Genomic DNA, 25,616 nt, shown 5'->3' with positions numbered 1-25,616 from the left:
CCGCTCTGGCCGCGCGTTTCCTTATTTCGCAATCGGCAAATCGTCCCGGCTGCCCCATTCGCCCCAGGAACCGTCATAGAGCGAGACATCCCGGACACCCAGCGACGTCAGCGCCAGAATCAACACGACTGCGGTCACGCCTGAGCCACAGGTGGCGACAATGGGTTGATGAATATCCACGCCTGCTTCGGCAAACAGGGCGCGCAGTTCGGATGCCGGCTTCAGTTGTCCCTGTTCAACCAGCAGGTTCCACGGCAGATTCAAACTGTTGGGAATGTGCCCGCGATGTAAACCGGGACGCGGTTCATCTACCTCGGCATTGAAGCGGTTAGCCGCGCGCGCATCCACAATTTGCGCACCACCTTCATGGCTAATCAGCAGCACGTCAGTCAGGCGTTTCACCAGGCCGTCATCAAACTCTGCGTCAAATTCACCTTCAGGCAGGCTCACTTCGCCCTCCGCCAGCGTCAAGCCGGCGGCTTTCCAGCCTTGTAAACCGCCTGCCAGAATGGAAACCTGCGCCACACCAAATGCGCGTAGCATCCACCAGGCGCGGGGCGCAGAAAACAGGTTGCCCTCATCATAAACAATCAGATGTTTATCACTGTTCACACCCAGCTCGCGCATGGCCACGGCAAAACTTTCAGCGCGCGGGAGCATATGCGGATAAGGGCTGGTGTGATCGGAAAGTGCTTCAATATTAAAGAAAGGTGCCTGGGGCAAATGCCCCGCCAGGTATTCAGCCTGGATATTGCGAACCGCATCCATGCCTGGCGGCAGCATACGTGCGTCCAGTACCTGCAGCGTTTCATCGTTGTAGTGTTCTTGTAACCAGTCGGCGGACACAAACAGTGGCGTCGTCATAACAACCTCATCTCAGCAATCTGTCATGCCAGTGTCGGGTAATGTGCACACCATCTCAAGAGAAGCGTTGATTAAATGCGAGCATTGATGTGAAATTGCCCAGCGTTATACAACAATTCCCCTGGGACCCGGTGAAGGATTTACCATGAAAAAACGCATTAACCGGCTGCTGTTCAGCATGCTGATCGGTGGATCGCTGCTGTCTGTCGCCACCTTACCTGTTTTTCCCGTCAGTGCAGAAACCCCTGCAGCCAGCGCGCAGGCCAGCAAACCGCTCACCATTATCGATCTCTCTGAATTACAGCTTGATGGCGCGGCGGCGTTGGTTTTAACCTTTAATCAGCCGCTGGATGACAAGCAGGATCTGGCGCAAAAGGTCAGGTTGATCGACGATAAACACGGCAAAGTCGATGGTGGTTGGGAGCTTTCCAGCAATCGTAAAGCCCTGCGTTTTCGCCATCCTGAACCCTCTCGTCAGTTCACCGTGACCGTCGATTCGGGCTTGCGCGCCGCCAGCGGTGAGACGCTGGCAACGGCCTACAGCAAAAAAATCACTACCCGTGACATTGAGCCGATGGTGGGCTTTGCCAGCCGAGGCTCCCTGTTGCCATTGCGTATCGCTCAGGGGCTGCCGGTACTGGCGTTGAACGTGGACCAGGTGGATGTGGATTTTTTCCGAATCAAAAATGCGGGCCTGGCGGAATTCCTATCCCAGTGGAATTACGGCAACAACCTGTCTACCTGGCAATCTCAGGAACTGCTGAAAACCAGCCAACTGGTGTATACCGGCCGCTTTGAACTCAACCCGGCCCGTAACACGCGGGAAAAACTGCAGTTGCCGCTGAAAGACATTAAGCCGCTTCAGCAGCCAGGGGTTTATCTGGCGGTGATGAAGCAGGCGGGCACTTATCACTACAGCATGCCTGCGACGCTGTTTACCCTGAGCGATATCGGCCTGTCGCTGCACCGCTTTCCCACCCAGTTTGAACTCTTCGCACAGAGTCTGGAAAACGGCGTACCGCTTTCCGGCGTCAGTATCAGGCTGTTGAATGATAAAGGTCAGGTGCTGCAAAACGGCACCAGCGACAGCAGCGGTCATTTGCGCCTTAATGCAGATGAAAAAGGCAAGTTCCTGCTGGCCATGAAGGGCGAGCAAACCTCGCTGATCGACCTGGCACGTCCGGCTCTGGATTTAGCCGAATTCCCCGTAGCGGGGCCCGAAGGCTATGACAAACAGCTCTTCGTCTTCGGCCCACGAGACATTTATCGGCCTGGCGAAACGGTGATCGTCAATGCGCTGCTGCGCGATGCTGACGGCAAGCCTTTACCGGCCCAACCGGTTAAAGCAGAACTGGTACAGCCTGACGGCGAGGTAGTGCGCACGGTGGTCTGGCAGCCGCAGGACGGTTTCTATCAGCAGCGGTTTGCTTTACCGGCTTCGGCGATGACCGGCGGCTGGATGCTCCGGCTGAATACCGGTGATAACCAGCTGCGGCAGTGGCATTTCCGCGTTGAGGATTTTCTGCCTGAGCGCATGGCATTAACGCTGAAAAACGATGAACAACCCCAGCCTGCCGATGCCGATATTACGTTCGACATTGAAGGGCGTTATCTGTATGGCGCGCCTGCGGCAGGGAATCAGCTGCAGGGACAGCTCTATCTGCGTCCGGCCCGTGAGGCGGTTGCTGCGCTGCCGGGCTACCAGTTTGGTGACATCACCGAACAGGGCCTGAAGCGCAGTCTGGACGATGTCGATCTTAAGCTTGACGCCAACGGCAAGGCGCAACTGACCGTGGATAATCAGTGGGATCAGCTTCACTCACCGCTGAACCTGATACTGCAGGCCAGCCTGCTGGAAACCGGCGGTCGCCCGGTCACCCGACGTGCTACTCAGGCCATCTGGCCCGCGGACGCGTTGCCCGGCATTCGTCCGCTGTTTGGCAATAAGTCGGTTTACGATTACCGCAATGACAGCTATCACGATGAGCCGACCGTGCCAGAAAACAGCCTGGCAGAATTCGATATTGTTTATGCCAACAGTCAGGGCGCTAAGCTGGCGGCAGAAAAGCTTGATGTGCGTTTGATTCGTGAACGACGTGATTACTACTGGAGTTTCTCTGACAGCGAAGGCTGGCAGTCACGTTACGATGCCAAAGACCTGCAGGAAGATGAGCAATCTGTCAGCATTCCCGCTGACGGCAGCACGAAGGTCAGCTTCCCGGTTGAGTGGGGCAGCTACCGGCTTGAGGTCCAGTCGGGTGAAAAAATCATTAGCAGCGTGCGTTTTCAGGCGGGCTATGACTGGCAGGATAATACCAATGGTACAGGCGCACTGCGTCCGGACCAGGTCAAGCTGAAGCTGGATAAAGCCGCGTATCAGCCGGGTGAAACCGTCCATTTGCAGGTCGAATCGCCCACGGCCGGGAAAGGCTATCTGATGGTGGAATCCAGTAGCGGGACGCTCTGGTGGCAACCCTTAACGGTGCCGCAGGGTGGAACGCAGGTGGACGTGCCGATCGCGGACAACTGGCAGCGTCACGATCTCTATTTCAGTGCCATTGTGGTTCGGGAAGGGGACAAGGCCAGCGGCGCAACGCCGAAACGGGCGGTCGGACTGTTACATCTGCCGATGGCGACCGAGGCGCGACGTTTAACGCTGACGCTGGACGCACCCGATAAGGTCCGTCCTGAGCAGAACCTGACGGTGAACGTTCAGGCCAGCCGTGAAGGCGGCCCGCTGCCTGACAAGGTGCACGTCCTGCTGTCAGCGGTAGACAGCGGTGTATTAAGCGTGACGGATTATAAAACGCCAGATCCCTGGACGGCTTTTTTCGGTCGCAAGCGTTATAACGTCGATCAGTACGATGTGTTTGGTCAACTGATTGAAGGCGGTGGACGGCTGGCCGCTCTGCGCTTTGGCGGAGACGGTGAAGACGAATCCATGACGCGCGGCGGTAAAAAACCGGTCACCCATGTCAATATCGTGGCACAGCAACTTCAGGCCGTTACGCTGGATAAAAACGGCAAGGGCTCAGTGACGCTGCCCATTCCGGCCTTTAACGGCGAGCTGCGGCTGATGACGCAGGTCTGGAGCGATGACAGCTTTGGCGCAGCAGAACGCAAACTGGTGGTGGCTGCCCCGCTGGTCAGCGAACTGGCCACGCCGCGTTTTCTGGCCAGCGGGGACAGCGCGTCACTGGCACTGGATATCACCAATCTGACGGACCTGCCGCAAACCCTGAAGGTAGATTTGACTGCCAAAGGTCTGATAGGGCTGTCGGGCGCGGCTACACAAAATGTGACGCTGGCAAAAGGCGAAAGGACCACCTTGCAGGTGCCCGTGACGGCGAAAACCGGGTTTGGTGACGGCGAAGTGCAGGTGCAGATTTCAGGACTGAACCTGCCCGGTGAGACGGTGCGGCCCAGTCAGCAGACGTGGAAGATTGGCGTAAGGCCGCCTTATCCTGCGCAAACCCTCAATTTTGCCGCTGTCATTGACCACGATAGCCCCTGGCAGGTCACGGCGGCGGCATTTGCGGGTCTGGATGCAGAAACCCTGAGTGGACAACTGACCCTGAGTCGTCGTCCGCCTTTAAATATCGCCAGCTACATCAGTGCGCTTTATGCCTATCCCTATGGCTGTCTGGAGCAGACCACCAGCGGTCTCTGGCCGTCGCTCTATACCAGTCAGGCGCAGCTCAGCGCTATGGGGATAAAAACCAGCAGTGATGACGTTCGTCGGGCCGCCGTTGACACCGGCATCGCCCGTCTGGCCGGGATGCAGCGTGCTGACGGCAGCTTTGGGTTGTGGAGTAAGCAGAGTGAAGAGGAGTTCTGGCTCACACCTTATGTTACCGACTTTTTACTGCGTGCCAGCGAAGCGGGCTATGCCTTGCCCCCTGACGTGATTGATCGGGCTAACGCACGGCTGCTGCGTTATTTACAGGACCCTTCACAAATCACCGCCGGTGGCAGTGCCGACACCGATGCATTGCGTTTCAGCGTTCAGGCTTATGCCGGCCTGGTGCTGGCGCGTCAGCAGCGTGCGCCACTGGGTGCGTTGCGTGCGCTTTACGAAAAGCGTGACAAGGCCAAATCGGGGCTGGCGCTGATGCAGTTGGGTGTAGCGCTGAAGCTGATGGGGGATGGACAGCGTTCGCCGCTGGCTGTGATGCAGGGCGCCACGCTGTCACGACCTGAAAGCCGCTGGTTTGGCGACTATGGCAGCACGGTGCGCGATGAGGGGATGATGATCGCCCTGTTAGCGGAATATCAGCTGCAGCCGGAACTGCAAAACAGCCTGCTGCTGTCACTGTCAAAAGAGCTGAACGGGAAGCGCTGGCTCTCCACCCAGGAGAACAATGCGCTTTACCTGGCGGCGCGCACGCTGCAAACCGCACAGGGTAAGGACTGGCAGGCGATATTACAGGGTCATCAACCGCCCGTAAGCAGCAGTGGGCCTGTGAATAAAGGGCTGGATAATCAACAACTGGCGCAAGGCGTTGAGGTGAGCAATCCTGGCACGGCACCGCTGTATGGCAGCCTGAATGTGGTCGGTTATCCGCTGACGCCGCCGAATCCGGTCAGCCATATGCTGTCCGTTAAGCGAGAGTACTTCACCCTGGACGGTAAACTGGCGGATCTCAATAATCTGCGCAGCGGTGAATTGCTGGTGGTCCGTCTTACCGTGGCCGCGAAACGCCGCATCAGCGATGCGCTGGTCGTGGATCTGTTACCGGCCGGACTGGAGCTGGAAAACCAGAATCTGGCAGACAGCAGTGCCAGCCTGGGTGACAGTGCGGATGCGTTAAAAGAGAGCATGATGGATATGCAGCAGGCCAACATCCGGCATATTGAGTTCCGTGACGATCGCTTCGTTGCCGCGCTGGCAGTGGATACTTATCGTCCTGCAACCTTGATGTATCTGGCACGCGCGGTGACGCCGGGCCTCTACCACATGCCGCCACCGCAGGTGGAATCGATGTACGTACCTGAGTGGCGGGCGATTGGCGCTACGCCGCAACAGCTGCATGTACAACCGTAGCCGGGCCGGGTTGTGATCAAAAACAGGCACATCAAAAAGCGGTGGGTAGCCCTGCCGCTTTTTATTCTGGCCTTGCTGTTTATCCCGCTGATTCTGGATCGGTTATTCCCCTTGCCCCTCAAAGAGGTGCAGCCCGCACGCGTGGTGGTCGCCGAGGATGGCACGCCACTGTGGCGCTTTGCCGACAGCCAGGGCATCTGGCGCTATCCCGTCACCCCCAGTGACGTCTCGCCTGCCTATTTACAGGCGTTGCTGACCTATGAAGATCGCTGGTTCTGGTACCATCCCGGCATTAATCCCCTGGCCCTGCTTCGCGCAGCCTGGCAGGATCTGCGTCATCGCAGCGTCATTTCGGGCGGCAGCACCTTAACCATGCAGGTGGCACGACTCATTGACCCGCAACCGCGAACACTGCGCGGCAAGCTGATTCAGGCATGGCGCGCTCTGCAACTGGAGTGGCATCTTTCTAAACGCGACATCTTAACGCTTTATCTGAATCGCGCGCCCTTTGGTGGCACGCTGGAAGGGATTGGGGCGGCAAGCTGGAGCTGGCTGGGAAAAGCCCCGTCGCAGCTGACACGAGGCGAAGCGGCCCTGATGGCCGTATTGCCGCAGGCACCCAGTCGTCTGCGCCCCGATCGCTGGCCAGAGCGGGCGGAAGCCGCACGTAACAAGGTGCTGGACAGGCTGGCACAGTATCATGTCTGGTCGCCCCGCCAGGTCGCCGAAATCCGCGAGGAACCGGTCTGGCTTCCGCCGCGCCAGATGCCGCAGATGGCGCCGTTGCTGGCGCGACGACTGCTGTCGATGACCACGCACGATAAAATTGTCTCTACGCTGGACCCGTCCCTGCAGCGTGAACTGGAAAACATGGCGCTGAATGTTAAAAACCAGCTCCCCCCACGGACCTCGCTGGCGATGCTGGTGGTGGATCACACGACAATGGCGGTACGGGGTTATGTCGGCTCCGTAGACTTTAGTGATGACAGCCGGTTTGGTCATGTCGATATGATTGCCAGCGTGCGTTCGCCAGGCTCGGTATTAAAACCCTTTGTCTATGGCATGGCGCTGGACGATGGGCTCATTCATGCCGAGTCCTTACTGCAGGATGTCCCGCGCCGCTTTGGCGATTACCGCCCAGGCAACTTCGATACCGGTTTTCATGGCCCGGTCAGTGCCAGCGAGGCATTAGTACGATCGCTAAACCTGCCCGCCGTTCAACTGCTGGAGGCGCTTGGCCCCAAAAATGTCGCCGCACGTCTGCGCAACGTGGGGCTAAATTTACGTTTCCCACCGGGGGCGGAGCCAAACCTCTCCTTGATACTCGGCGGCACCGGGGCGCGCATGGATGATATCGTCGCGGCCTATAGTGCCTTTGCCCGTCATGGCAACGCCGCTCAACTGCGCTGGATGGCCGATCAACCTTTACAGGCGCGCCCGCTGCTGTCGCCGGGGGCCGCCTGGATTATCCGCCGTATTCTGGCGGGAGAGGCTCAGCCTGCTGGCAATGGCAGCGCGCCTGCTGTCGTACCGCTGGCGTGGAAAACCGGCACCAGCTATGGCTACCGCGATGCGTGGGCGGTGGGAATAAATCCTCGTTATTTAATCGGCGTCTGGGTTGGACGACCGGATGCCACTCCGGTGGCCGGCCAATTTGGCTTCGCGTCTGCCGTGCCTGTCATGAATCAAATTAACAGCGTACTGATGAACCGCGTAGCCGCTCAGGAAATGCCCACCGATCCGCGTCCAGCGTCGGTCAGCGTGGCCAGCATCTGTTGGCCTGGCGGTCAGCCATTGCCTGCCGGGGATGAGAACTGTCGACAGCGGCGGCAGAGCTGGGTGTTAAATGAGACGCTACCGCCCACTTTACTCGCGCCGGGGCAGGAAAGCCTGAGCGGCTTACGCCTGCACTACTGGCAGAACGATCAGGGTTTGCGGGTTGCGGCGGATTGTCCGCATGCTATCAGCCATGAACGCCTGGTGTGGCCGCTGCCGCTGGAGGCCTGGCTGCCGCCGCAGGAGCGTCGGGCGCAGCGTTTACCGGCTATCGACACCCGGTGTCCGCCTTTGCAGCAGGGTAGCAGCGCGCCGCTGATTGTCACCGGCGTTATCGAAGGACAGCGCGTTCAGCCGCTGCCGGGTACTACGACGCTGGTGATGCCGGTGGCGGTGCAGGGTGGTCAGGGCGTTCAGCGCTGGTGGTTTTTAAATGGCGAGCCGCTTGAGACGGAAAGTCAGAACGGCACGCTGTCGCTGCGCCTTGACCGGGCTGGCGATTATCAGCTGGTGGTGATGGATGAAGCCGGTCAACTCGCCTACGTCGGCTTTACCCGCGATTGAGTGTTTTTTGCGCTAAATCACAGTGGAAAGCTGTCCGCACAGACGCAGATCAAGATTTTTCAATAAATTATGGGTTCTGTGATAGGCAACGTCACACTCAACCCCTATAATCGGCGCCGTTTCTTAGCCGGGGCGCGCCTCCGGTTTCTTCAGAACGTCAAGACAGAGGTCATCATGGCAATCGAACGTACTTTTTCTATCATCAAGCCAAACGCCGTCGCGAAAAACGTGATCGGTGCTATCTACAACCGTTTTGAAAGCGCAGGCTTCAAAATCGTTGGCGCAAAAATGCTGCAGCTGAGCAAAGAGCAGGCTGAAGGTTTCTACGCAGAGCACCAGGGCAAGCCGTTCTTCGACGGTCTGGTTGAATTCATGACGTCTGGCCCGGTTGTGGTTTCCGTGCTGGAAGGTGAAAATGCCGTTCAGCGTCACCGTGACCTGATGGGTGCAACTAACCCTGCTAACGCACTGGCCGGTACACTGCGTGCTGACTATGCTGACAGCTTCACCGAGAACGCCACGCACGGTTCAGATTCTGCAGAATCAGCAGCCCGTGAAATTGCCTACTTCTTCGGCGAAAACGAAATCTGCCCACGCACGCGTTAATCCCTTAGCGGCTGACGCGTACGCGGCTTTACAAAAATCTGCTGAACACAGGCAAGTCTCACCTGTTATCAGGCAGCAGATGTTGTACAATATTGCGCCTTCATTGAGTCAGCTTAGTGAAGGCGTAATTTTTTTCTTTTCCCAACAGCGCCATAACGTGTAACAACGAGGCCAGAGAACATTATGTCCGAACAGATTGTGACGTCCGCGTCCACCTCGCCTATTTCCGTCTCTCCGAAGAGCCAAAAAATCAACCTGCTGGATCTTAACCGTCAGCAGATGCGTGAATTTTTTGTCTCGCTCGGTGAAAAACCGTTCCGTGCCGATCAGGTGATGAAGTGGATTTACCACTACTGCTGCGATGATTTCGAGCAGATGACCGACATTAACAAGAAGCTGCGTAACCGCTTAATGGAACTCACCGAAATTCGCGCCCCGGAAGTGGCCGAAGAGATGCGCTCAACGGATGGCACCATTAAATGGGCTATTCGCGTAGGCGATCAGCTGGTTGAAACGGTTTATATCCCGGAAGGTGAGCGCGCGACCTTGTGCGTGTCATCTCAGGTGGGTTGCGCACTGGAATGTAAATTCTGCTCGACGGCACAGCAAGGCTTTAACCGCAATCTGCGCGTTTCAGAAATTATTGGCCAGGTCTGGCGTGCTGCAAAAATTGTCGGTGCCGCCAAAGTCACCGGCCAGCGTCCTATCACCAACGTGGTGATGATGGGCATGGGCGAGCCGTTGCTCAACCTGAATAACGTCGTCCCGGCCATGGAAATCATGCTGGATGACTTCGGTTTTGGTTTGTCAAAACGCCGTGTCACCTTGTCGACATCGGGCGTGGTTCCGGCCCTCGACAAGCTGGGTGACATGATTGACGTTGCGTTGGCGATTTCGCTGCATGCGCCAAACGACAAACTGCGCGACGACATCGTACCCATTAACAAGAAGTACAATATTGAAACTTTCCTGGCCGCGGTTAAACGCTACATTGGTAAATCCAATGCAAACCAGGGACGTGTCACCATCGAGTATGTGTTGCTGGATCACGTTAACGACAGCACGGATGATGCGCATGAACTGGCAGCATTGCTGAAAGAAACGCCCTGTAAAATCAACCTTATCCCATGGAATCCCTTCCCGGGTGCGCCTTATGGCCGTAGCTCTAACAGCCGTATCGACCGCTTTTCTAAGGTGCTGATGGACTACGGTTTTACCACCATTGTGCGTAAAACCCGTGGTGATGATATTGATGCCGCCTGCGGTCAGTTAGCCGGTGAAGTCATTGACCGTACCAAGCGTACCCTGCGTAAGAAAATGGCGGGCGAAGCGATATCTGTGAAGGCGCTCTGAAAGGCTGATTAACAGCGTTTCCCATTCTGTCTCTGCGTGGCAGGCTGATGCCCGCCACGGAGATAACAGGATGGAGACGATATGTGCAAAGGGATGCGCGCGGCATTACTGGCCGTTTTTGTTGTAAGCGGTTGTGTCAGTTCACCGTCACAACCCGGGGCAGCAGAACTGCGTTTGCAATTGGGGATGCACTACCTGGCAGTGGAAGATTACCCCGCGGCGCGCCGCAATCTCCTGCGGGCACAGGCTGCTGATCCCCAGGATTACCGGGTGCACCTGGCCTTAGCCAGGCTGGCTCAGCGGCAAGGGCAAAACGCCGCTGCGCATTTCCATTTTTCAAATGCGCAGCGAATTGCGCCACATAATGGTTACATCCCTAACAATTACGGTGCGTTTCTTTGCGCTTTAGGGCAGTATGATGATGCGCATCAACAGTTTATCCGGGCGAAGGGTGCGCAGGAAGGAGACGCCCGTATCGATGCGTATGAACTGTCGGGGTATTGTTATCTGCGGGCAGGGGACAGACAGGCAGCGCGTGCTGCGTTGTCATATGCGCTCGATGCGGACCAGAGTAAAGGAGAGGCGCTACTAGCCGAAGCTGAAAGCGCGGTCGAAAATGACCAGTGGGCTAACGTAGCGCTATTATTAGAGCTTTACCAGCCGCTGCCGACGACGGCACGCAGCCTGGCGTTACACATACGTTTCGCCGCGCAACAGGGAAATGCCGCAGACGTTTCACGTTATGGCGACCAGTTAGCGCGACGTTTTCCGCAATCGATACAGTACCAGCGTTATTTAGCTAATGAATACTGAAGCCACTCAAGAAAATTCTGCAGTTCATTCCACAGGTACACGCCTGCGTCTGGCCCGTGAACAAATGGGACTCACGCAGCAACATGTTGCTGAACGCCTGTGCCTTAAACTTTCTACCGTACGTGAAATTGAAGAAGACAGATTACCTGCGAATTTAGCCTCTACCTTCCTGCGCGGTTACATCCGTTCTTATGCCCGTCTGGTGCATATTCCTGAAGAGGAACTGCTGCCGATGATGGAAAAACAGACGCCGGTTCGCGCCACAAAAATTGAGCCGATGCAGAGCTTTTCCCTGGGCAAACGCCGTAAGAAACGCGACGGCTGGCTGATGATTTTCACCTGGCTGGTGATCTTCGTGGTGGTCGGTCTGACAGGTGCCTGGTGGTGGCAGAACCATAAAGCCTCTCAGGATGAGCTGGTGTCGATGGCCGATCAGAACGGCAGTAGCAGCGACAGCAGCCAGTCAATCCCGTTAGGGCAAACTAACGCCGCATCAACGGATAACAGCACCAGCGTACCGCTGAACAATAATACCAGCAGTACACCGGCTAACACTGGTGCAGCGACCAGCACGGCCCCCGCTGAAAGCAGTAACGGCAATAACACGGCTGCGGCGACGCAGCCGGAAGAGAACAACGCAGTCGTGTCGCCTTCGCAGGCACCGACTGATACCAGTAGCACTGCACCGGCTAACACTGCGCAGCAGATGCCAGTAGGCGCAGCGGCGGTCAGCGAACCGGCTGCCGATCCCAATTCAGTGGTCATGACCTTTACAGGCGACTGCTGGCTGGACGTCACGGATGCTACCGGTAAAAAACTGTTCAGCGGTATTCAGCGTAGCGGCGGCAAACTGAGCCTGTCAGGCACAGCGCCTTATCGTCTGAAAATTGGCGCGCCATCCGTTGTTCAGGTGCAATATCAGAATAAACCCGTTGATTTAAGTCGTTTTATCCGTAATAACCAGGTTGCTCGCCTGACGTTGGGTGCGCAATAACAGCGTATCGCGTGTACCGGGCAATTGTGGAGAAGAAATATGCATAACCAAGCACCCATTATCCGCCGTAAGTCCAAACGTATTTACGTCGGCCAGGTGCCCGTTGGCGACGGCGCGCCAATCGCCGTCCAGTCGATGACCAACACCCGCACCACTGACGTGGCCGCGACGGTAAACCAGATTAAAGCCCTTGAGCGCGTGGGCGTTGATATCGTGCGCATTTCGGTACCGACCATGGATGCCGCAGAAGCCTTTAAGCTGATTAAGCAGCAGGTCAATGTGCCGCTGGTTGCCGATATCCACTTTGACTACCGTATCGCGCTTAAAGTGGCTGAATACGGCGTAGACTGCCTGCGTATTAATCCGGGCAATATCGGTAATAACGAGCGTATTCGCGCCGTCGTTGACTGCGCCCGCGATAAAAATATCCCTATTCGTATCGGTGTTAACGCCGGATCGCTGGAAAAAGATCTGCAGGAAAAATACGGTGAACCTACGCCGCAGGCCCTGCTGGAATCAGCGATGCGACATGTCGATCATCTTGATCGCCTCAACTTCGATCAATTCAAAGTCAGCGTTAAAGCCTCGGATGTTTTTCTGGCGGTTGAATCTTATCGTCTGCTGGCAAAACAAATCGAGCAGCCTCTGCATCTTGGGATTACCGAAGCGGGCGGCGCGCGCGCAGGTGCGGTGAAGTCCGCTATCGGCCTGGGGCTGTTGCTGGCCGAAGGGATTGGCGACACGTTGCGTATTTCTCTGGCCGCCGATCCGGTTGAAGAGGTGAAAGTCGGCTTTGATATTCTGAAGTCGCTGCGCATTCGTTCTCGCGGTATCAACTTCATTGCCTGCCCGACCTGCTCACGTCAGGAGTTTGACGTTATCGGTACGGTTAACGCTCTGGAGCAGCGACTGGAAGACATCATCACCCCGATGGACGTCTCCATTATCGGTTGTGTGGTGAATGGTCCGGGCGAAGCCACGGTATCCACGCTGGGCGTGACCGGTAGCAACAAGAAAAGCGGCTTCTATGAAGATGGCGTGCGTCAGCGCGTGCGTCTGGATAATGACGATATGATCGATCAACTGGAAGCGCGCATTCGTGCCAAAGCGGCCATGCTGGATGAATCCCGTCGTATTGACGTGCAGCAACTGGAAAAATAGTCCGGTTCCTGTTCGGCATGCATGACTTTTTTAGCTGAGCCTGTGCGGTTTCATCCTCATGAGGTATGATGCCGGACAGGTTTTTTTGTATTAAGAGATTTTAACGTGGCGAAGAATATTCAAGCGATTCGCGGGATGAACGATTTTCTGCCTGCGGATACGGCCATCTGGCAACGGATTGAAGCGGTACTGAAGTCAGTGCTGGCGAACTATGGTTACAGCGAAATTCGCTTACCCATCGTAGAGCAGACTCCTCTGTTCAAACGCGCCATTGGTGAAGTTACCGATGTGGTTGAAAAAGAGATGTATACCTTTGACGATCGCAATGGCGAAAGCCTGACGCTTCGTCCGGAAGGGACGGCGGGCTGCGTGCGTGCAGGTATCGAACACGGTCTGCTTTATAATCAGGAACAGCGCCTGTGGTACATGGGCCCGATGTTCCGCTACGAGCGACCTCAGAAAGGGCGCTATCGCCAGTTTCATCAGATAGGCGTTGAAGTGTTTGGCCTGCAGGGGCCGGATATTGATGCCGAACTGATTATGCTGAATGCGCGCTGGTGGAAAGCGCTGGGTATCGCCGATCATGTTCGTCTGGAACTGAACTCCATTGGTTCGCTTGAAGGCCGTGCCAGCTATCGCGACGCGCTGGTGGCATTTCTGGAACAGCACAAAGACGCGCTGGACGAAGACTGCAAGCGCCGCATGTACAGCAACCCAATGCGTGTACTCGACAGCAAAAACCCCGATATTCAGACGTTGTTAAATGATGCGCCCCAGTTGGGCGATTATCTGGATGCGGAGTCACGCGAGCATTTTGACGGTCTGCGTGCGCTGCTGGACGACGCCGGTATTGCCTATACAGTCAATCAGCGCCTGGTGCGCGGGCTGGATTATTACAACCGCACGGTGATTGAATGGGTTACCGACAGCCTGGGATCGCAGGGCACCGTTTGCGGTGGTGGTCGTTATGATGGCCTGGTCGAACAACTGGGCGGTCGGGCAACGCCTGCGGTTGGTTTTGCCATGGGAATGGAGCGCCTGGTGTTGTTAGTGCAGGCGGTTAATCCCGAATTTGAACCCGCGCGCAATGTCGATGTCTATGTTATCGCTTCCGGCCAGGGGGTTCAGTCAGCGGCGATGCAGTTGGCTGAAAAGCTGCGTGACCAACTGCCCGACATAAAACTGATGACCAACTTTGGTGGCGGTAACTTCAAGAAGCAGTTTGCCCGTGCGGATAAGTGGGGCGCTCGCGTTGCTCTGGTGCTGGGTGAAGATGAACAGAAGGCCGGTCAGGTCGTGATTAAAGATCTGCGCAATGGCGAACAGCAAACGCTGGCGCAGGCAGATGCGGCTGCTGCACTGCGCACGCTGTTGCAGTAAGCGTGTCACAGCACAACCATTGAAAGGAGAAGGATTGCGTGGAAGTTTATAGCAATGAGAACGAACAGGTTGATGCGCTGCGTCGCTTTTTCGCCAACAACGGTAAAGCCTTAGCTGTCGGTGTCGTCATCGGGATCGCTGCGCTGGGCGGCTGGCGTTACTGGTCCAGCCATCAGCAGGATTCAGCTAAAACCGTGTCAGCTGAATACCAGAAAGTCACCAGTGCCATGCAGGCCGGTAAGCCAGAAACGCTGGAAGCGGTAAACACTTTCGCCAGCGAAAACAGTAATACCTACGGTGCCCTGGCGGCACTGGATCTGGCGAAGCAGTATGTCGACAGCAATCAGCTGGACAAAGCCGCAACCCTGCTGCAAAACGGATTGAAAGACACGAAAGATGCCAACCTGCAGGCGGTCATTAACCTGCGTCTGGCACGCATTCAACTGCAACAAAATCAGGCTGATGCAGCACTTAAAACCCTTGACGGTGTGAAGGGTGATGGCTGGACAGCCATTGTTGCTGACATCCGCGGCGAAGCGCTGCTGAGCAAAGGCGATAAGCAGGGCGCGCGCGATGCATGGAGCAAAGGCGTCGAATCTGATGCGTCTCCTGCACTGAAGCAAATGATGCAGATGAAGATGAATAACTTAAGCTAAGCCAGTCAAGAGAGAGCGCATGGAATTACGTAAATACCTGCTGCCGGGGCTGATCTCAGTCACCTTGCTCAGTGGTTGCTCGCTGTTCAGCGGCGAAGAAGATGTAGTGAAAATGGCCCCATTGCCGAAGGTGGAAAATCAGTTCACGCCTCAGACCGTGTGGAGCACTGGCGTGGGTGATGGAATCGGTGATTTCTACTCTAACCTGCACCCGACCTGGCAAGACGGCACCGTTTATGCTGCTGACCGCTTTGGTATCGTAAAAGCGCTCGACGCGGCGGATGGTAAAGAAAAATGGAAAGTCGATCTCTCTGAGAAAACCGGCTTCTTCTCGAAAAACCGCTCTGCCATGCTGTCTGGCGGTATCACCGTGAGTGGCGACCGCCTCTACATCGGCAGCGAACGTGGCCAGGTCTATGCATTGAACACCAGCGATGGTGCGATTGCATGGCAAGCCAAAGCCGCGGGCGAAGCGCTGTCGCGTCCGGTGGTCAGCGATGGCCTGGTACTGGTTCACACCAGCAACGGTATGCTGCAGGGACTTGATCAAACCAGCGGTGCAGTAAAATGGACCGTTAACCTGGATATGCCTGCGCTGTCACTGCGCGGTGAATCTGCCCCGTCTGTAGCCTTTGGTGGCGCAATCGTGGGTGGCGATAACGGCCGCGTAAGCGCCGTTATTCTGAACCAGGGCCAGCTGATTTGGCAGCAGCGTATTTCACAGCCGAGCGGTGCGACAGAAATCGACCGTCTGAGCGATGTGGATACCACGCCGGTCATTGTTAACGGCGTTGTGTATGCGTTGGCCTACAACGGTAACCTGACTGCACTGGATTTACGTTCTGGTCAGATTTTGTGGAAACGTGAAATCGGCGGTGTGAAAGATCTGATTGTGGATGCGGGTCGTATCTACCTGGTGGATCAGGACGATCGCGTGATTGCCCTCAACGCGGATGGCGGTGTGGCTATCTGGCGTCAAAGCGATCTGCTGCATCGCAATCTGACTTCACCGGTCCTGTATAACGGCTACCTTGTGGTCGGTGACAGCGAAGGCTATCTGCACTGGCTGAACACCACCGACGGCCGTTTTGTTGCCCAGCAAAAGCTGGACAGTTCAGGCTTCCAGACTGAGCCAGTCGTCGCCAGCGACAAGTTGCTGATTCAGTCAAAAGACGGTGAAGTTTACGCCATTACCCGCTAACGGGTAAGTTGTCAGGCAGGGTTATCCTTCCGGCACAACGGCTCCTGATTTCATCAGGGGCCGTTTCGTTTTTAGTCAGGCATGGTATCCTTAGCGCCTTAAGCCTGAACTGAGTGGCTAAAGCCGTTATAATCACGCCATTCGGGCGATTTAATACATTATTGAGGCATTGTTATGGTACCTGTGGTCGCGCTGGTTGGGCGTCCCAATGTGGGAAAATCTACGCTGTTTAACCGTTTAACCCGCACACGAGATGCGCTGGTAGCGGATTTTCCTGGACTGACTCGCGATCGCAAATATGGTCGCGCCGAAGTGGAAGGGCGCGAATTTATTGTTATCGATACCGGCGGTATTGATGGCACCGAAGACGGTGTTGAAACGCGTATGGCAGAGCAGTCGCTGCTGGCGATTGAAGAAGCAGACGTTGTGCTGTTTATGGTGGACGCGCGCGCAGGCATGATGGCCGCCGATCGGCAAATTGCAAAACATCTTCGCTCTCGCCAAAAAGCGACGTTTCTGGTCGCGAATAAAACTGACGGACTGGATCCGGATCAGGCGGTCGTAGACTTCTATTCTCTGGGGCTGGGTGAGATTCACGCCATCGCCGCTTCTCATGGCCGCGGCGTCACCAGCCTGATTGAAACGGCCCTGCTGCCGTGGATGGAGAAGGTCGATCCGGTCGAGATGACCGAAGAAGACGAAAACGAAGCTTACTGGGCAGCCTTAGCGGCAGAAGAAAACGGTGAGGAAGAGGAAGAAGAGGATGATTTCGATCCTACAACCTTGCCAATTAAGCTGGCGATTGTTGGCCGTCCTAACGTCGGTAAGTCTACGTTGACTAACCGTATTCTCGGTGAAGATCGCGTGGTCGTTTACGACATGCCAGGCACCACCCGTGACAGTATCTACATTCCCATGGAACGTGACGGTCGCGAGTATGTGTTGATCGACACCGCTGGCGTACGTAAGCGCGGAAAAATCACGGATACGGTCGAGAAATTCTCGGTAATCAAAACGTTGCAGGCGATTGAAGACGCTAACGTCGTGATGCTGGTGATCGATGCGCGTGCCGGCATTTCCGATCAGGATCTGTCCCTGTTGGGCTTTATCCTGAACAGCGGACGTTCACTGGTGATCGTGGTGAACAAATGGGATGGCTTGTCGCAGGAAGTCCGTGACGAAGTCAAAGAAACGCTCGACTTCCGTCTGGGCTTTATCGATTTTGCGCGCGTGCACTTTATCTCGGCGTTGCATGGCAGCGGCGTAGGCAACCTGTTTGAGTCCGTCACGGAAGCATACGATTGCTCCACGAAGCGAGTAAACACGTCACTGCTGACGCGCATTATGAACATGGCAGCGGAAGACCATCAGCCACCGCTGGTTCGCGGTCGTCGCGTTAAACTGAAATATGCCCATGCGGGCGGTTATAACCCACCGATTGTGGTGATACACGGTAATCAGGTTAAAGACCTGCCGGACTCCTACAAACGTTATTTGATGAACTACTTCCGTCGTTCACTGAACGTGATGGGGACGCCAATCCGCATTCAGTTTAAAGAGGGTGAAAACCCTTATGAAGGTAAACGCAATCTGCTGACGCCGACGCAACAGCGAAAGCGCAAGCGTTTGATGGCGCATATGAAGAAAAATAAGCGTTAACTGATCGAGGGCCAGATGGCCCTCTTTTTTTTGTCATAGAATTGCGCTTATTTGCCTGGCCGGATGAAAAAAATGAGCGCAACCTGTGAAAAATGTCAGCAACCCTTAGCCCCGGACGCCACCGATCTTATCTGTACCGGTTGTGGTGTCCGTTATCACTATCAGCCTGTCTGCCCCGACTGCCATCAGCCCCTTGAGCAACTCAGAAGCTGCGGCGCGACTGACTACTTTTGTAATCATGGTCACGGCTTAGTTTCAAAACACCGTCTGACTTACAGGATTGTTCCTGCCTGACGCTTGGGTGCTTCAACCTGCAACACATAACGATCCAAACGCTGCGAGCCGTAACGGCGTAAAAATTTGTAGCGAAAATGCTATTGCTTCGTAACGAACACGTATAAACCTTCACGGGATAACGTACCAGGTGGTACAATTTTTGCCGCGTCATGACGGAGTCACGCCAGCATAGGCTGCCTCCGGAACACATCATTCTTTTCATGAACGCGGGTCCGCTTTAATTGGAATAAAACAACGCTGTTTCTTTTTCCTGCACCGTGACCGGCGATGAGCCGGGTCGCACAGGACGGGAGCGGCTTTGTTTATCAGGAGAGTAAGTGTTATGGCTGAAACATCATCTCGATCCGGTAAAGGGTTGAGAATATGGTCCGTGCTGCTCGGGCTGGTGCTACTGGCAACCGGCCTGTTCTTTGCTGTTGGCGGGGGAAAACTCGCGACGCTGGGCGGCAGTTGGTATTTTCTGATTGCAGGCATCGTGATGGTGCTGTCCGCCATTCAGTTTGTCCGTGCCAAATCATCGGCAGTGGTTCTGTTCCTGCTGGTGTTTGTCGGGACGTTAATCTGGGCCGTTATCGACGCCGGGCTGGATTTCTGGCCACTGGTTTCCCGTCTGATGGTGCCTGCGGGTTTAATGATCCTGGCATTCATCACATGGCCCGCGCTGCGTAAGCGTGAAAATAAGCCTTCTCTGGCAAAAGTCTCGTATGCCTTTTCTGCCGTCATTGCCGTAGGCATGGTTGCCACATTAGTGCAGATGTTCCAGCCTCATCCTACCGTTGCTTCAACCGGTCAGGAACTGCCGCTGATCCCGGTGGATAAGTCAAAGCAACAGCAAAACTGGGATCACTATGGGAATACCGCAGGGGGAAGCCGGTTTGTTGCGCTGGACCAGATCACCCGCGATAACGTGAAGGATCTGCAGGTCGCCTGGACTTACCACACTGGCGATATTCCAGAAAGCCCAACCGGCAATGGTGCTGAAGATCAGCAAACCCCGCTGCAGGTGGGAAATACCGTCTATCTTTGCACCCCGCATAACAATGTGATTGCGGTTGAAGCCGACAGCGGCAAGCAGATTTGGAAGCGTGAAATTAATGCCCAGGCAGAAGTCTGGCCGCGCTGCCGTGGACTGGCCTATTTTGATGCCACCAAACCGCTTACCCAGCCAACTCAACCGGGATCAACGCCGGTCCCAGGCGTGACTCTGGCTGCCGGAGACAGCTGCCAGCGCCGTATTCTGATGAATACCATTGATGCACGTCTTATTGCTATCAATGCCGACAACGGTGAATTCTGTGAGGACTTCGGAAACCACGGCATCGTCGATCTCAAAGCGGGCCTGGGTGATGCGCCCGATCCCCTTTATCAGCTCACGTCTGCACCCACGATTGCCGGTACAACGGTTGTTGTAGGCGGGCGCGTGGCTGACAACGTTAAAACAGACATGCCAGGCGGTGTGTTGCGCGGTTTTGACGTGATCACCGGCCAGATGCGTTGGGCCTTTGACCCGGGCAATACCGATCCCAATGCCATTCTGATGCCGGGTAAGGACTACACGCGGAGTACGCCGAACTCATGGGCACCCATGTCCTATGATCCGGCCATGAACACCGTGTTTATTCCAATGGGAAGCTCCTCAGTCGATCTGTGGGGGGCGAACCGCAACGCACTCGACCATAAATACGGTGCCTCAGTACTGGCGCTTGATGCCACAACCGGCAAAGAGAAGTGGGTTTATCAGACCGTACATAACGATCTCTGGGACTTCGATCTGCCGATGCAGCCCAGCCTGATCGACTTCCCGATGAAGGACGGCAGCACCAAACCTGCGGTGGTTATCGGTGGCAAGACCGGCATGATCTTTGTGCTGGATCGTCTGACCGGCAAGCCTCTCACTAAAGTGGAAGAGCTGCCGATGCCGCAGGGGCATATCCCGAACGAGCAATATACGAAAACCCAGCCGCATTCGACCGGTATGCCAATGATTGGCAATCAGAAACTGAAAGAGTCTGATATGTGGGGCGCCACGTCGTTCGATCAGCTTGCCTGCCGTATCGCGTTTAAATCCATGCGCTATGACGGCCTGTTTACCGTGCCGGGCACCGATAAGTCGCTGAGCTTCCCTGGCTCGCTGGGTGGGATGAACTGGGGCAGCATGTCCACCGATCCAAATAACAACCTGTTGTTTGTCAACGACATGCGTTTAGGATTGTGGGTACAGATGATTCCGGTGGATACCAGCAAGGTTTCCCGTGGCAGCAACGGCGGTGAAGCGATTAATACCGGTATGGGCGCCGTTCCTCTGAAAGGCACACCTTATGCGGTGAACAAGAACCGCTTTATGTCACCGCTGGGCATTCCCTGCCAGGCACCGCCGTTTGGTACCTTGTCAGCTATCGATATGAAAACCCAGAAAATCGTCTGGCAGGTCCCGGTTGGTACCGTACAGGATACCGGTCCGTTTGGGATTAAAATGCGCGCCAAAATGCCAATCGGTATGCCAACGCTGGGCGGCACGCTGGCAACTCAGGGCGGTCTGGTCTTTATTGCCGGCACCCAGGATTACTATCTGCGGGCATTCGATAGCGCAACCGGTAAAGAGGTGTGGAAAGCGCGTCTGCCTGTGGGAAGTCAGGGCGGCCCGATGAGCTATGTCTCACCAAAAACCGGTAAGCAGTACATTCTGATCTCGGCAGGCGGTGCACGTCAGTCACCGGATCGCGGTGATTACGTGATTGCTTATGCGCTGCCTGACAGCAAGTAACAGCACGTCGTAACGGATAAAAGAAAAGGGCCGCTAGCGGCCCTTTTTTCTGCTTATTTTCCGTCGCGGAAGAGCGACGCCAGCTCCGGCGGTGCCGACTGCTCCGGTATCAGGAGCACTACAGTGCCTGCTTCACGGCGCGTGGCGTACTGGATCTGGATACGAAAATAGCGCTGGTCCCCGCCGCCTACCTTAGCCGCTTTTTCCTCTGGTTCGCACAGCGGCATCGCCTGTTCCAGCACTTTACAGACGCGCTGTTTCTCTGGCGCAGGAAGTTCACCCAAAGGAAAACGACGCTCGCTACGTAAGCCGGGAATAAAAGCAAAGCCACCTTCACGCGTAACCACAATGGTTGCGTCATCGGTAAGTTCGGGGAGTTGACTCATAATACGCCTACCTCTTTCCACGCCTGTTCAATTTTGCTACCAACAGAACGATCAAAGCGCTTTTCACCGTGCTGCACGGTCAACTGTGCAAAGGCTTTAAAGTCAGCATCCTGATGCAAATTATCATCACATAAGGTGTCATACCAGGCTTGCCCTGCCTGTTCCCAGGCAAATCCACCTAATGCTTTTGCTGCCAGATAAAAGGCACGGTTAGGAATGCCAGAATTCAGATGCACACCGCCGTTATCTTCACGCGTTTTAATATAATCGTCCATATGGCCCGGTTGCGGGTCTTTACCCAACATGGGATCGTCATAAGCGGTGCCGGGGTGCGACATCGATCGCAAGCCTTTACCGTGGATACCTTTCGCCAGCAAGCCTTCACCAATGATCCAGTCGGCTTTCTCCGCCGTCTGTTTCTTACTGAACTGCTTCACCAGAGAGCCAAATACGTCGGACATCGACTCATTCAGTGCGCCAGCCTGTTCAAAATAGATCAAACCGGCCTCGGTTTCTGTGACACCGTGCGATAACTCATGCGCAACAACGTCGATTGCGATGGTAAAGCGGTTAAAGATTTCACCATCGCCGTCTCCGAATACCATCTGCTGACCATTCCAGAAGGCATTCTGATATTTCTCGCCATAATGCACGGTGCCAGCTAATTTCAAACCGTTATTATCCAGAGAATTGCGTTTATAGATTTGCCAGAAAAAGTCATGAGTTACGCCAAGATAGTTCCAGGCCTCGTCGGCGGCAATGTCACCATTTGAGGACTGGCCTTCTTTACGCACCAGGGTGCCCGGAAACGTTTCCTGATTTTTGGCGTCATAGATTTCACGCTCAATCTTCCCGGCCTGCGTGGTCTTGGGTGCAGCGGTCTTTTGCCAGTGCTCCGCCATCAGGTGCTGAACGTGGGTGAGCGTACGGCGCGCCTGCTCCTGCTGATAGCCGGAACCGTGAGCAATAATCTTACGAAGAATGTAGGGAGGTATAACGCTGAAAGCCATTGTAGACTCCTTGGCACGAGGGATGTACCAGGAAGTATAGTTAAGAAATGCTTTTCTTTCGTTTCGGTTTTTCAGGAATCAGCTGAGTGACCTGACTTTCTACCCAGCCATCATCAAGGCGGGTACGCAGTAAATCGCCGTTGCTTAACTGACGTGTTTTTTTCACCACCTGACCCGCGTTGTCGGTGGTGACGCTGAAGCCACGCGCCAGGGTGGCTAACGGGCTGACGCCTTCCAACTGGGCCGCAAGCTGACCGAAGCGGTTTTTGTCGCGGTTAAGCAATTTCTCCATGCTTTGTTGCAGGCGATAATGCCAGCTTTGCAGGCTTTGTTGCGCCAGATACAGGCGCTTCTGTGGTTGCTGCTGTGCCAGCCTCTGTGACAGGCGATCCTGCTGGCGGCTGGCGTTGCGCAGCCGCACTTCCATCGCTTCGCTCAGGCGCTGCTGTAAGCGAAACAGTGCAGTCTGCTGGCGGGCCAGGCGCAACTGCGGATGCTGCTGTTGCAGGCGGTGATCTAAACGGCTAAAGCCCCGCTGCTGGCGTGCCAGATAATAATCCATCGCCATTTCCAGCCGCTGCTGTTGTGACTGCAGCTGACGCAGAAGTTCAAGCTGATTACGGCTGACAATCTCTGCCGCGGCAGAAGGCGTTGGCGCGCGCAGGTCCGCAACAAAATCGGCAATAGTCACGTCGGTTTCATGGCCCACCGCGCTGACCACGGGAATGCGACTGGCAAAAATCGCACGCGCGACTCGCTCGTCGTTAAAACTCCACAGATCTTCCAGCGAACCGCCGCCGCGCCCCACGATGAGCACGTCGCACTCTGCACGCTGGTTCGCAAGCTCAATGGCGCGCACGATAGCGGCAGGCGCATCCACGCCCTGTACGGCGGTGGGGTAAATCACCACAGGCAATGACGGATCGCGACGATGCAGCACACGCAGTACATCGTGCAGGGCTGCACCGGTCGCGGAAGTAATAACGCCAACCTGTTTAGCCGGTTGGGGCAAGGGTTTTTTGTGCCCGGGCTCGAATAAGCCTTCCTGTGCCAGCTTAGCTTTCAACTGCTCAAACTGCTGCTGCAACAGGCCTTCACCAGCGGGATGCATGCTTTCAATAATCAGCTGATAATCGCCGCGCGGTTCATACAAGGTGATGTTCGCGCGCACCAGGACCTGCTGACCGTGCTGAGGACGAAACGTGACGCGACGATTGCCATTGCGGAACATGGCACAGCGTACCTGTGCGCCATCATCTTTTAGGGTGAAGTACCAGTGACCCGAGGCAGGCTGGGTGAAATTGGAGATCTCGGCACTGAGCCAAACCAAACCCATCTCATTTTCCAGCAGCTGACGCACTGTGGTATTGAGACGGCTGACGGTAAAAATATTGGCGTTTGGCGGCAGCGACATGTGACGAAGATCAAATTCCAAATCAGTAGGTTAATCAGTCGATACTACATTGCTGATTGTGCGGATCAAGACTTTTTATTAAATAATAGTGGAGGCAATCGATTACGGCCTGTATAATGCCGCGGCAATATTTTATCTATTCTCACGCACCCAAGGTGGAGTATTGCCATGTTAAGAATCGCTAAAGAAGCACTCACTTTTGACGACGTCCTGCTCGTTCCTGCACACTCCACCGTCCTGCCGAATACGGCCGATCTCAGCACTCAACTGACCAAAAACATTCGTCTGAACATTCCAATGCTTTCTGCTGCGATGGATACCGTGACCGAAGCGGGTCTGGCTATTGCGCTGGCGCAAGAGGGCGGTCTGGGCTTCATTCACAAAAATATGTCGATTGAGCGCCAGGCAGATGAAGTGCGTAAGGTTAAAAAGCATGAAAGCGGCGTGGTCACCGAACCGCAGACCGTGTTGCCAACCACCACGCTGGCAGAAGTCAAAGAGCTGACCGAACGTAACGGCTTTGCCGGCTATCCGGTGGTTAACGCGGACAACGAACTGGTGGGCATTATCACCGGTCGCGATGTGCGCTTCGTTACCGATCTCACCCAGCCCGTCACTGCCGTTATGACGCCGAAAGAGCGTCTGGTTACAGTGAAAGAGGGCGAAGCCCGTGATGTCGTGCTGCACAGAATGCATGAAAAGCGTGTAGAAAAAGCGCTGGTCGTGGATGACAGTTTCCACCTGCTGGGCATGATTACCGTTAAAGACTTCCAGAAAGCCGAACGTAAACCTAACGCCTGTAAAGATGCGCAGGGTCGTCTGCGTGTCGGTGCCGCCGTGGGTGCAGGTGCGGGCAATGAAGAGCGCGTGGATGCCCTGGTTGCAGCGGGTGTGGACGTACTGCTTATTGATTCATCGCATGGCCACTCCCAAGGCGTGCTGCAACGTATTCGCGAAACCCGCGCTAAATATCCTGAGCTTGAAATCGTCGGCGGCAACGTGGCGACAGGTGCAGGTGCGCTGGCGCTGGTTGAAGCTGGCGTGAGCGCGGTCAAAGTCGGTATCGGCCCTGGCTCAATTTGTACCACCCGTATTGTTACCGGTGTAGGTGTACCTCAGATTACCGCCGTTTCTGACGCCGTTGCCGCGCTGGAAGGCACGGGTATTCCGGTTATCGCAGACGGCGGGATTCGTTTCTCTGGTGATATCGCTAAGGCGATTGCGGCGGGCGCGTCCTGTGTGATGGTGGGATCGATGCTGGCAGGTACCGAAGAATCGCCGGGTGAAATCGAACTTTACCAGGGCCGTTCTTTTAAATCCTACCGTGGAATGGGCTCGCTGGGCGCGATGTCTAAAGGATCATCAGACCGCTACTTCCAGACCGATAACGCTGCTGACAAGCTGGTGCCAGAAGGTATCGAAGGCCGCGTGGCCTATAAAGGCCGCCTGAAAGAGATCGTGCATCAGCAAATGGGCGGCCTGCGCTCCTGTATGGGCCTGACCGGCTGCCAGACCATTGATGATCTGCGAACCAAAGCCGAATTCGTGCGTATCAGCGGTGCGGGCATCAATGAAAGCCACGTGCATGATGTGACCATCACCAAAGAGTCACCAAACTACCGCATGGGTTCATAACCTCGTAAGATTTCCCGCCCGGCAACAGCCGGGCGCTTT

General features: G+C 55.5%; 18 protein-coding genes. 14 read left to right on the top strand and 4 right to left on the bottom strand.

What is annotated here, in order from left to right; all coding sequences use genetic code 11:
- Positions 1-21: 21 nt before the first annotated feature.
- Positions 22-864 (bottom strand): 3-mercaptopyruvate sulfurtransferase, encoded by an 843-nt coding sequence (gene sseA / locus NR177_RS13250; RefSeq protein ID WP_145394930.1) that lies wholly within the window; start codon positions 862-864, stop codon positions 22-24.
- Positions 865-1,009: 145 nt separating this feature from the next.
- On the opposite strand from sseA, the gene NR177_RS13245 reads away from it, so the two are divergent.
- The 13 genes from NR177_RS13245 to NR177_RS13185 all read left to right on the top strand — a co-directional run bounded on the left by NR177_RS13245 (position 1,010) and on the right by NR177_RS13185 (position 21,132).
- A complete protein-coding gene (locus NR177_RS13245) occupies positions 1,010-5,908 on the top strand; it encodes an alpha-2-macroglobulin (RefSeq protein WP_256853040.1) in 4,899 nt (1,632 codons plus the stop codon).
- 12 nt (positions 5,909-5,920) lie between these two features.
- Positions 5,921-8,248, top strand: coding sequence for a peptidoglycan glycosyltransferase PbpC (pbpC, locus tag NR177_RS13240; protein ID WP_256853039.1), 2,328 nt, complete (start codon positions 5,921-5,923; stop codon positions 8,246-8,248).
- Positions 8,249-8,422: 174 nt separating this feature from the next.
- Positions 8,423-8,854: a nucleoside-diphosphate kinase gene (ndk, locus tag NR177_RS13235; RefSeq protein WP_003848684.1), complete on the top strand. Its 432-nt coding sequence runs from the start codon at positions 8,423-8,425 to the stop codon at positions 8,852-8,854.
- Positions 8,855-9,037: 183 nt separating this feature from the next.
- Positions 9,038-10,207, top strand: coding sequence for a bifunctional tRNA (adenosine(37)-C2)-methyltransferase TrmG/ribosomal RNA large subunit methyltransferase RlmN (locus NR177_RS13230; RefSeq protein ID WP_063880567.1), 1,170 nt, complete (start codon positions 9,038-9,040; stop codon positions 10,205-10,207).
- 81 nt (positions 10,208-10,288) lie between these two features.
- Positions 10,289-11,020, top strand: a complete 732-nt coding sequence (gene pilW, locus NR177_RS13225) for a type IV pilus biogenesis/stability protein PilW (RefSeq protein WP_145394933.1) — start codon at positions 10,289-10,291, stop codon at positions 11,018-11,020.
- Complete coding sequence (rodZ, locus tag NR177_RS13220) at positions 11,010-12,014, top strand: cytoskeleton protein RodZ (protein WP_109717539.1); 1,005 nt, start codon at positions 11,010-11,012, stop codon at positions 12,012-12,014. The genes pilW and rodZ overlap by 11 nt, the downstream gene beginning before the upstream one ends.
- A gap of 39 nt (positions 12,015-12,053) precedes the next feature.
- Positions 12,054-13,175: a flavodoxin-dependent (E)-4-hydroxy-3-methylbut-2-enyl-diphosphate synthase gene (gene ispG / locus NR177_RS13215; RefSeq protein WP_063880564.1), complete on the top strand. Its 1,122-nt coding sequence runs from the start codon at positions 12,054-12,056 to the stop codon at positions 13,173-13,175.
- A gap of 105 nt (positions 13,176-13,280) precedes the next feature.
- Positions 13,281-14,555, top strand: a complete 1,275-nt coding sequence (gene hisS / locus NR177_RS13210; protein WP_256853038.1) for a histidine--tRNA ligase — start codon at positions 13,281-13,283, stop codon at positions 14,553-14,555.
- A gap of 38 nt (positions 14,556-14,593) precedes the next feature.
- Positions 14,594-15,211, top strand: a complete 618-nt coding sequence (locus tag NR177_RS13205) for a YfgM family protein (RefSeq protein ID WP_063880562.1) — start codon at positions 14,594-14,596, stop codon at positions 15,209-15,211.
- A gap of 19 nt (positions 15,212-15,230) precedes the next feature.
- Positions 15,231-16,412, top strand: coding sequence for an outer membrane protein assembly factor BamB (gene bamB, locus NR177_RS13200; protein WP_063880561.1), 1,182 nt, complete (start codon positions 15,231-15,233; stop codon positions 16,410-16,412).
- Between the two features lie 174 nt (positions 16,413-16,586).
- The gene (gene der, locus NR177_RS13195; RefSeq protein ID WP_256853037.1) at positions 16,587-18,071 is read left to right on the top strand and encodes a ribosome biogenesis GTPase Der; all 1,485 of its coding nucleotides are present in this window, start codon (positions 16,587-16,589) and stop codon (positions 18,069-18,071) included.
- Between the two features lie 72 nt (positions 18,072-18,143).
- Entirely contained in the window at positions 18,144-18,365 is a 222-nt protein-coding gene (locus tag NR177_RS13190) for a zinc ribbon domain-containing protein (protein WP_074181031.1), read from the top strand.
- 325 nt (positions 18,366-18,690) lie between these two features.
- Positions 18,691-21,132 (top strand): glucose/quinate/shikimate family membrane-bound PQQ-dependent dehydrogenase, encoded by a 2,442-nt coding sequence (locus NR177_RS13185; protein WP_256853036.1) that lies wholly within the window; start codon positions 18,691-18,693, stop codon positions 21,130-21,132.
- A gap of 53 nt (positions 21,133-21,185) precedes the next feature.
- Here NR177_RS13185 and NR177_RS13180 read toward each other — a convergent pair whose 3' ends face one another.
- From NR177_RS13180 to xseA, 3 genes are read right to left on the bottom strand one after another with little or no spacing between them, the layout of a single operon-like run.
- Positions 21,186-21,518, bottom strand: coding sequence for a protealysin inhibitor emfourin (locus NR177_RS13180; protein ID WP_063880558.1), 333 nt, complete (start codon positions 21,516-21,518; stop codon positions 21,186-21,188).
- Complete coding sequence (locus tag NR177_RS13175; RefSeq protein WP_256853035.1) at positions 21,515-22,528, bottom strand: M4 family metallopeptidase; 1,014 nt, start codon at positions 22,526-22,528, stop codon at positions 21,515-21,517. Before NR177_RS13175 ends, NR177_RS13180 begins: the two co-directional genes overlap by 4 nt.
- A gap of 40 nt (positions 22,529-22,568) precedes the next feature.
- Positions 22,569-23,942 (bottom strand): exodeoxyribonuclease VII large subunit, encoded by a 1,374-nt coding sequence (xseA, locus tag NR177_RS13170; protein ID WP_096012873.1) that lies wholly within the window; start codon positions 23,940-23,942, stop codon positions 22,569-22,571.
- Positions 23,943-24,110: 168 nt separating this feature from the next.
- Here xseA and guaB point away from each other — a divergent pair, with 168 nt between their 5' ends.
- Complete coding sequence (gene guaB / locus NR177_RS13165; RefSeq protein ID WP_256853034.1) at positions 24,111-25,577, top strand: IMP dehydrogenase; 1,467 nt, start codon at positions 24,111-24,113, stop codon at positions 25,575-25,577.
- Positions 25,578-25,616: the final 39 nt, after the last annotated feature.

It is taken from the genome of Pantoea sp. Fr+CA_20, assembly GCF_024520835.1.
Taxonomy (GTDB): Bacteria; Pseudomonadota; Gammaproteobacteria; order Enterobacterales; family Enterobacteriaceae; genus Pantoea; species Pantoea allii.
Note: the sequence above shows the minus strand (reverse complement) of the source record. Positions and strands in the feature narration are given on the sequence as shown.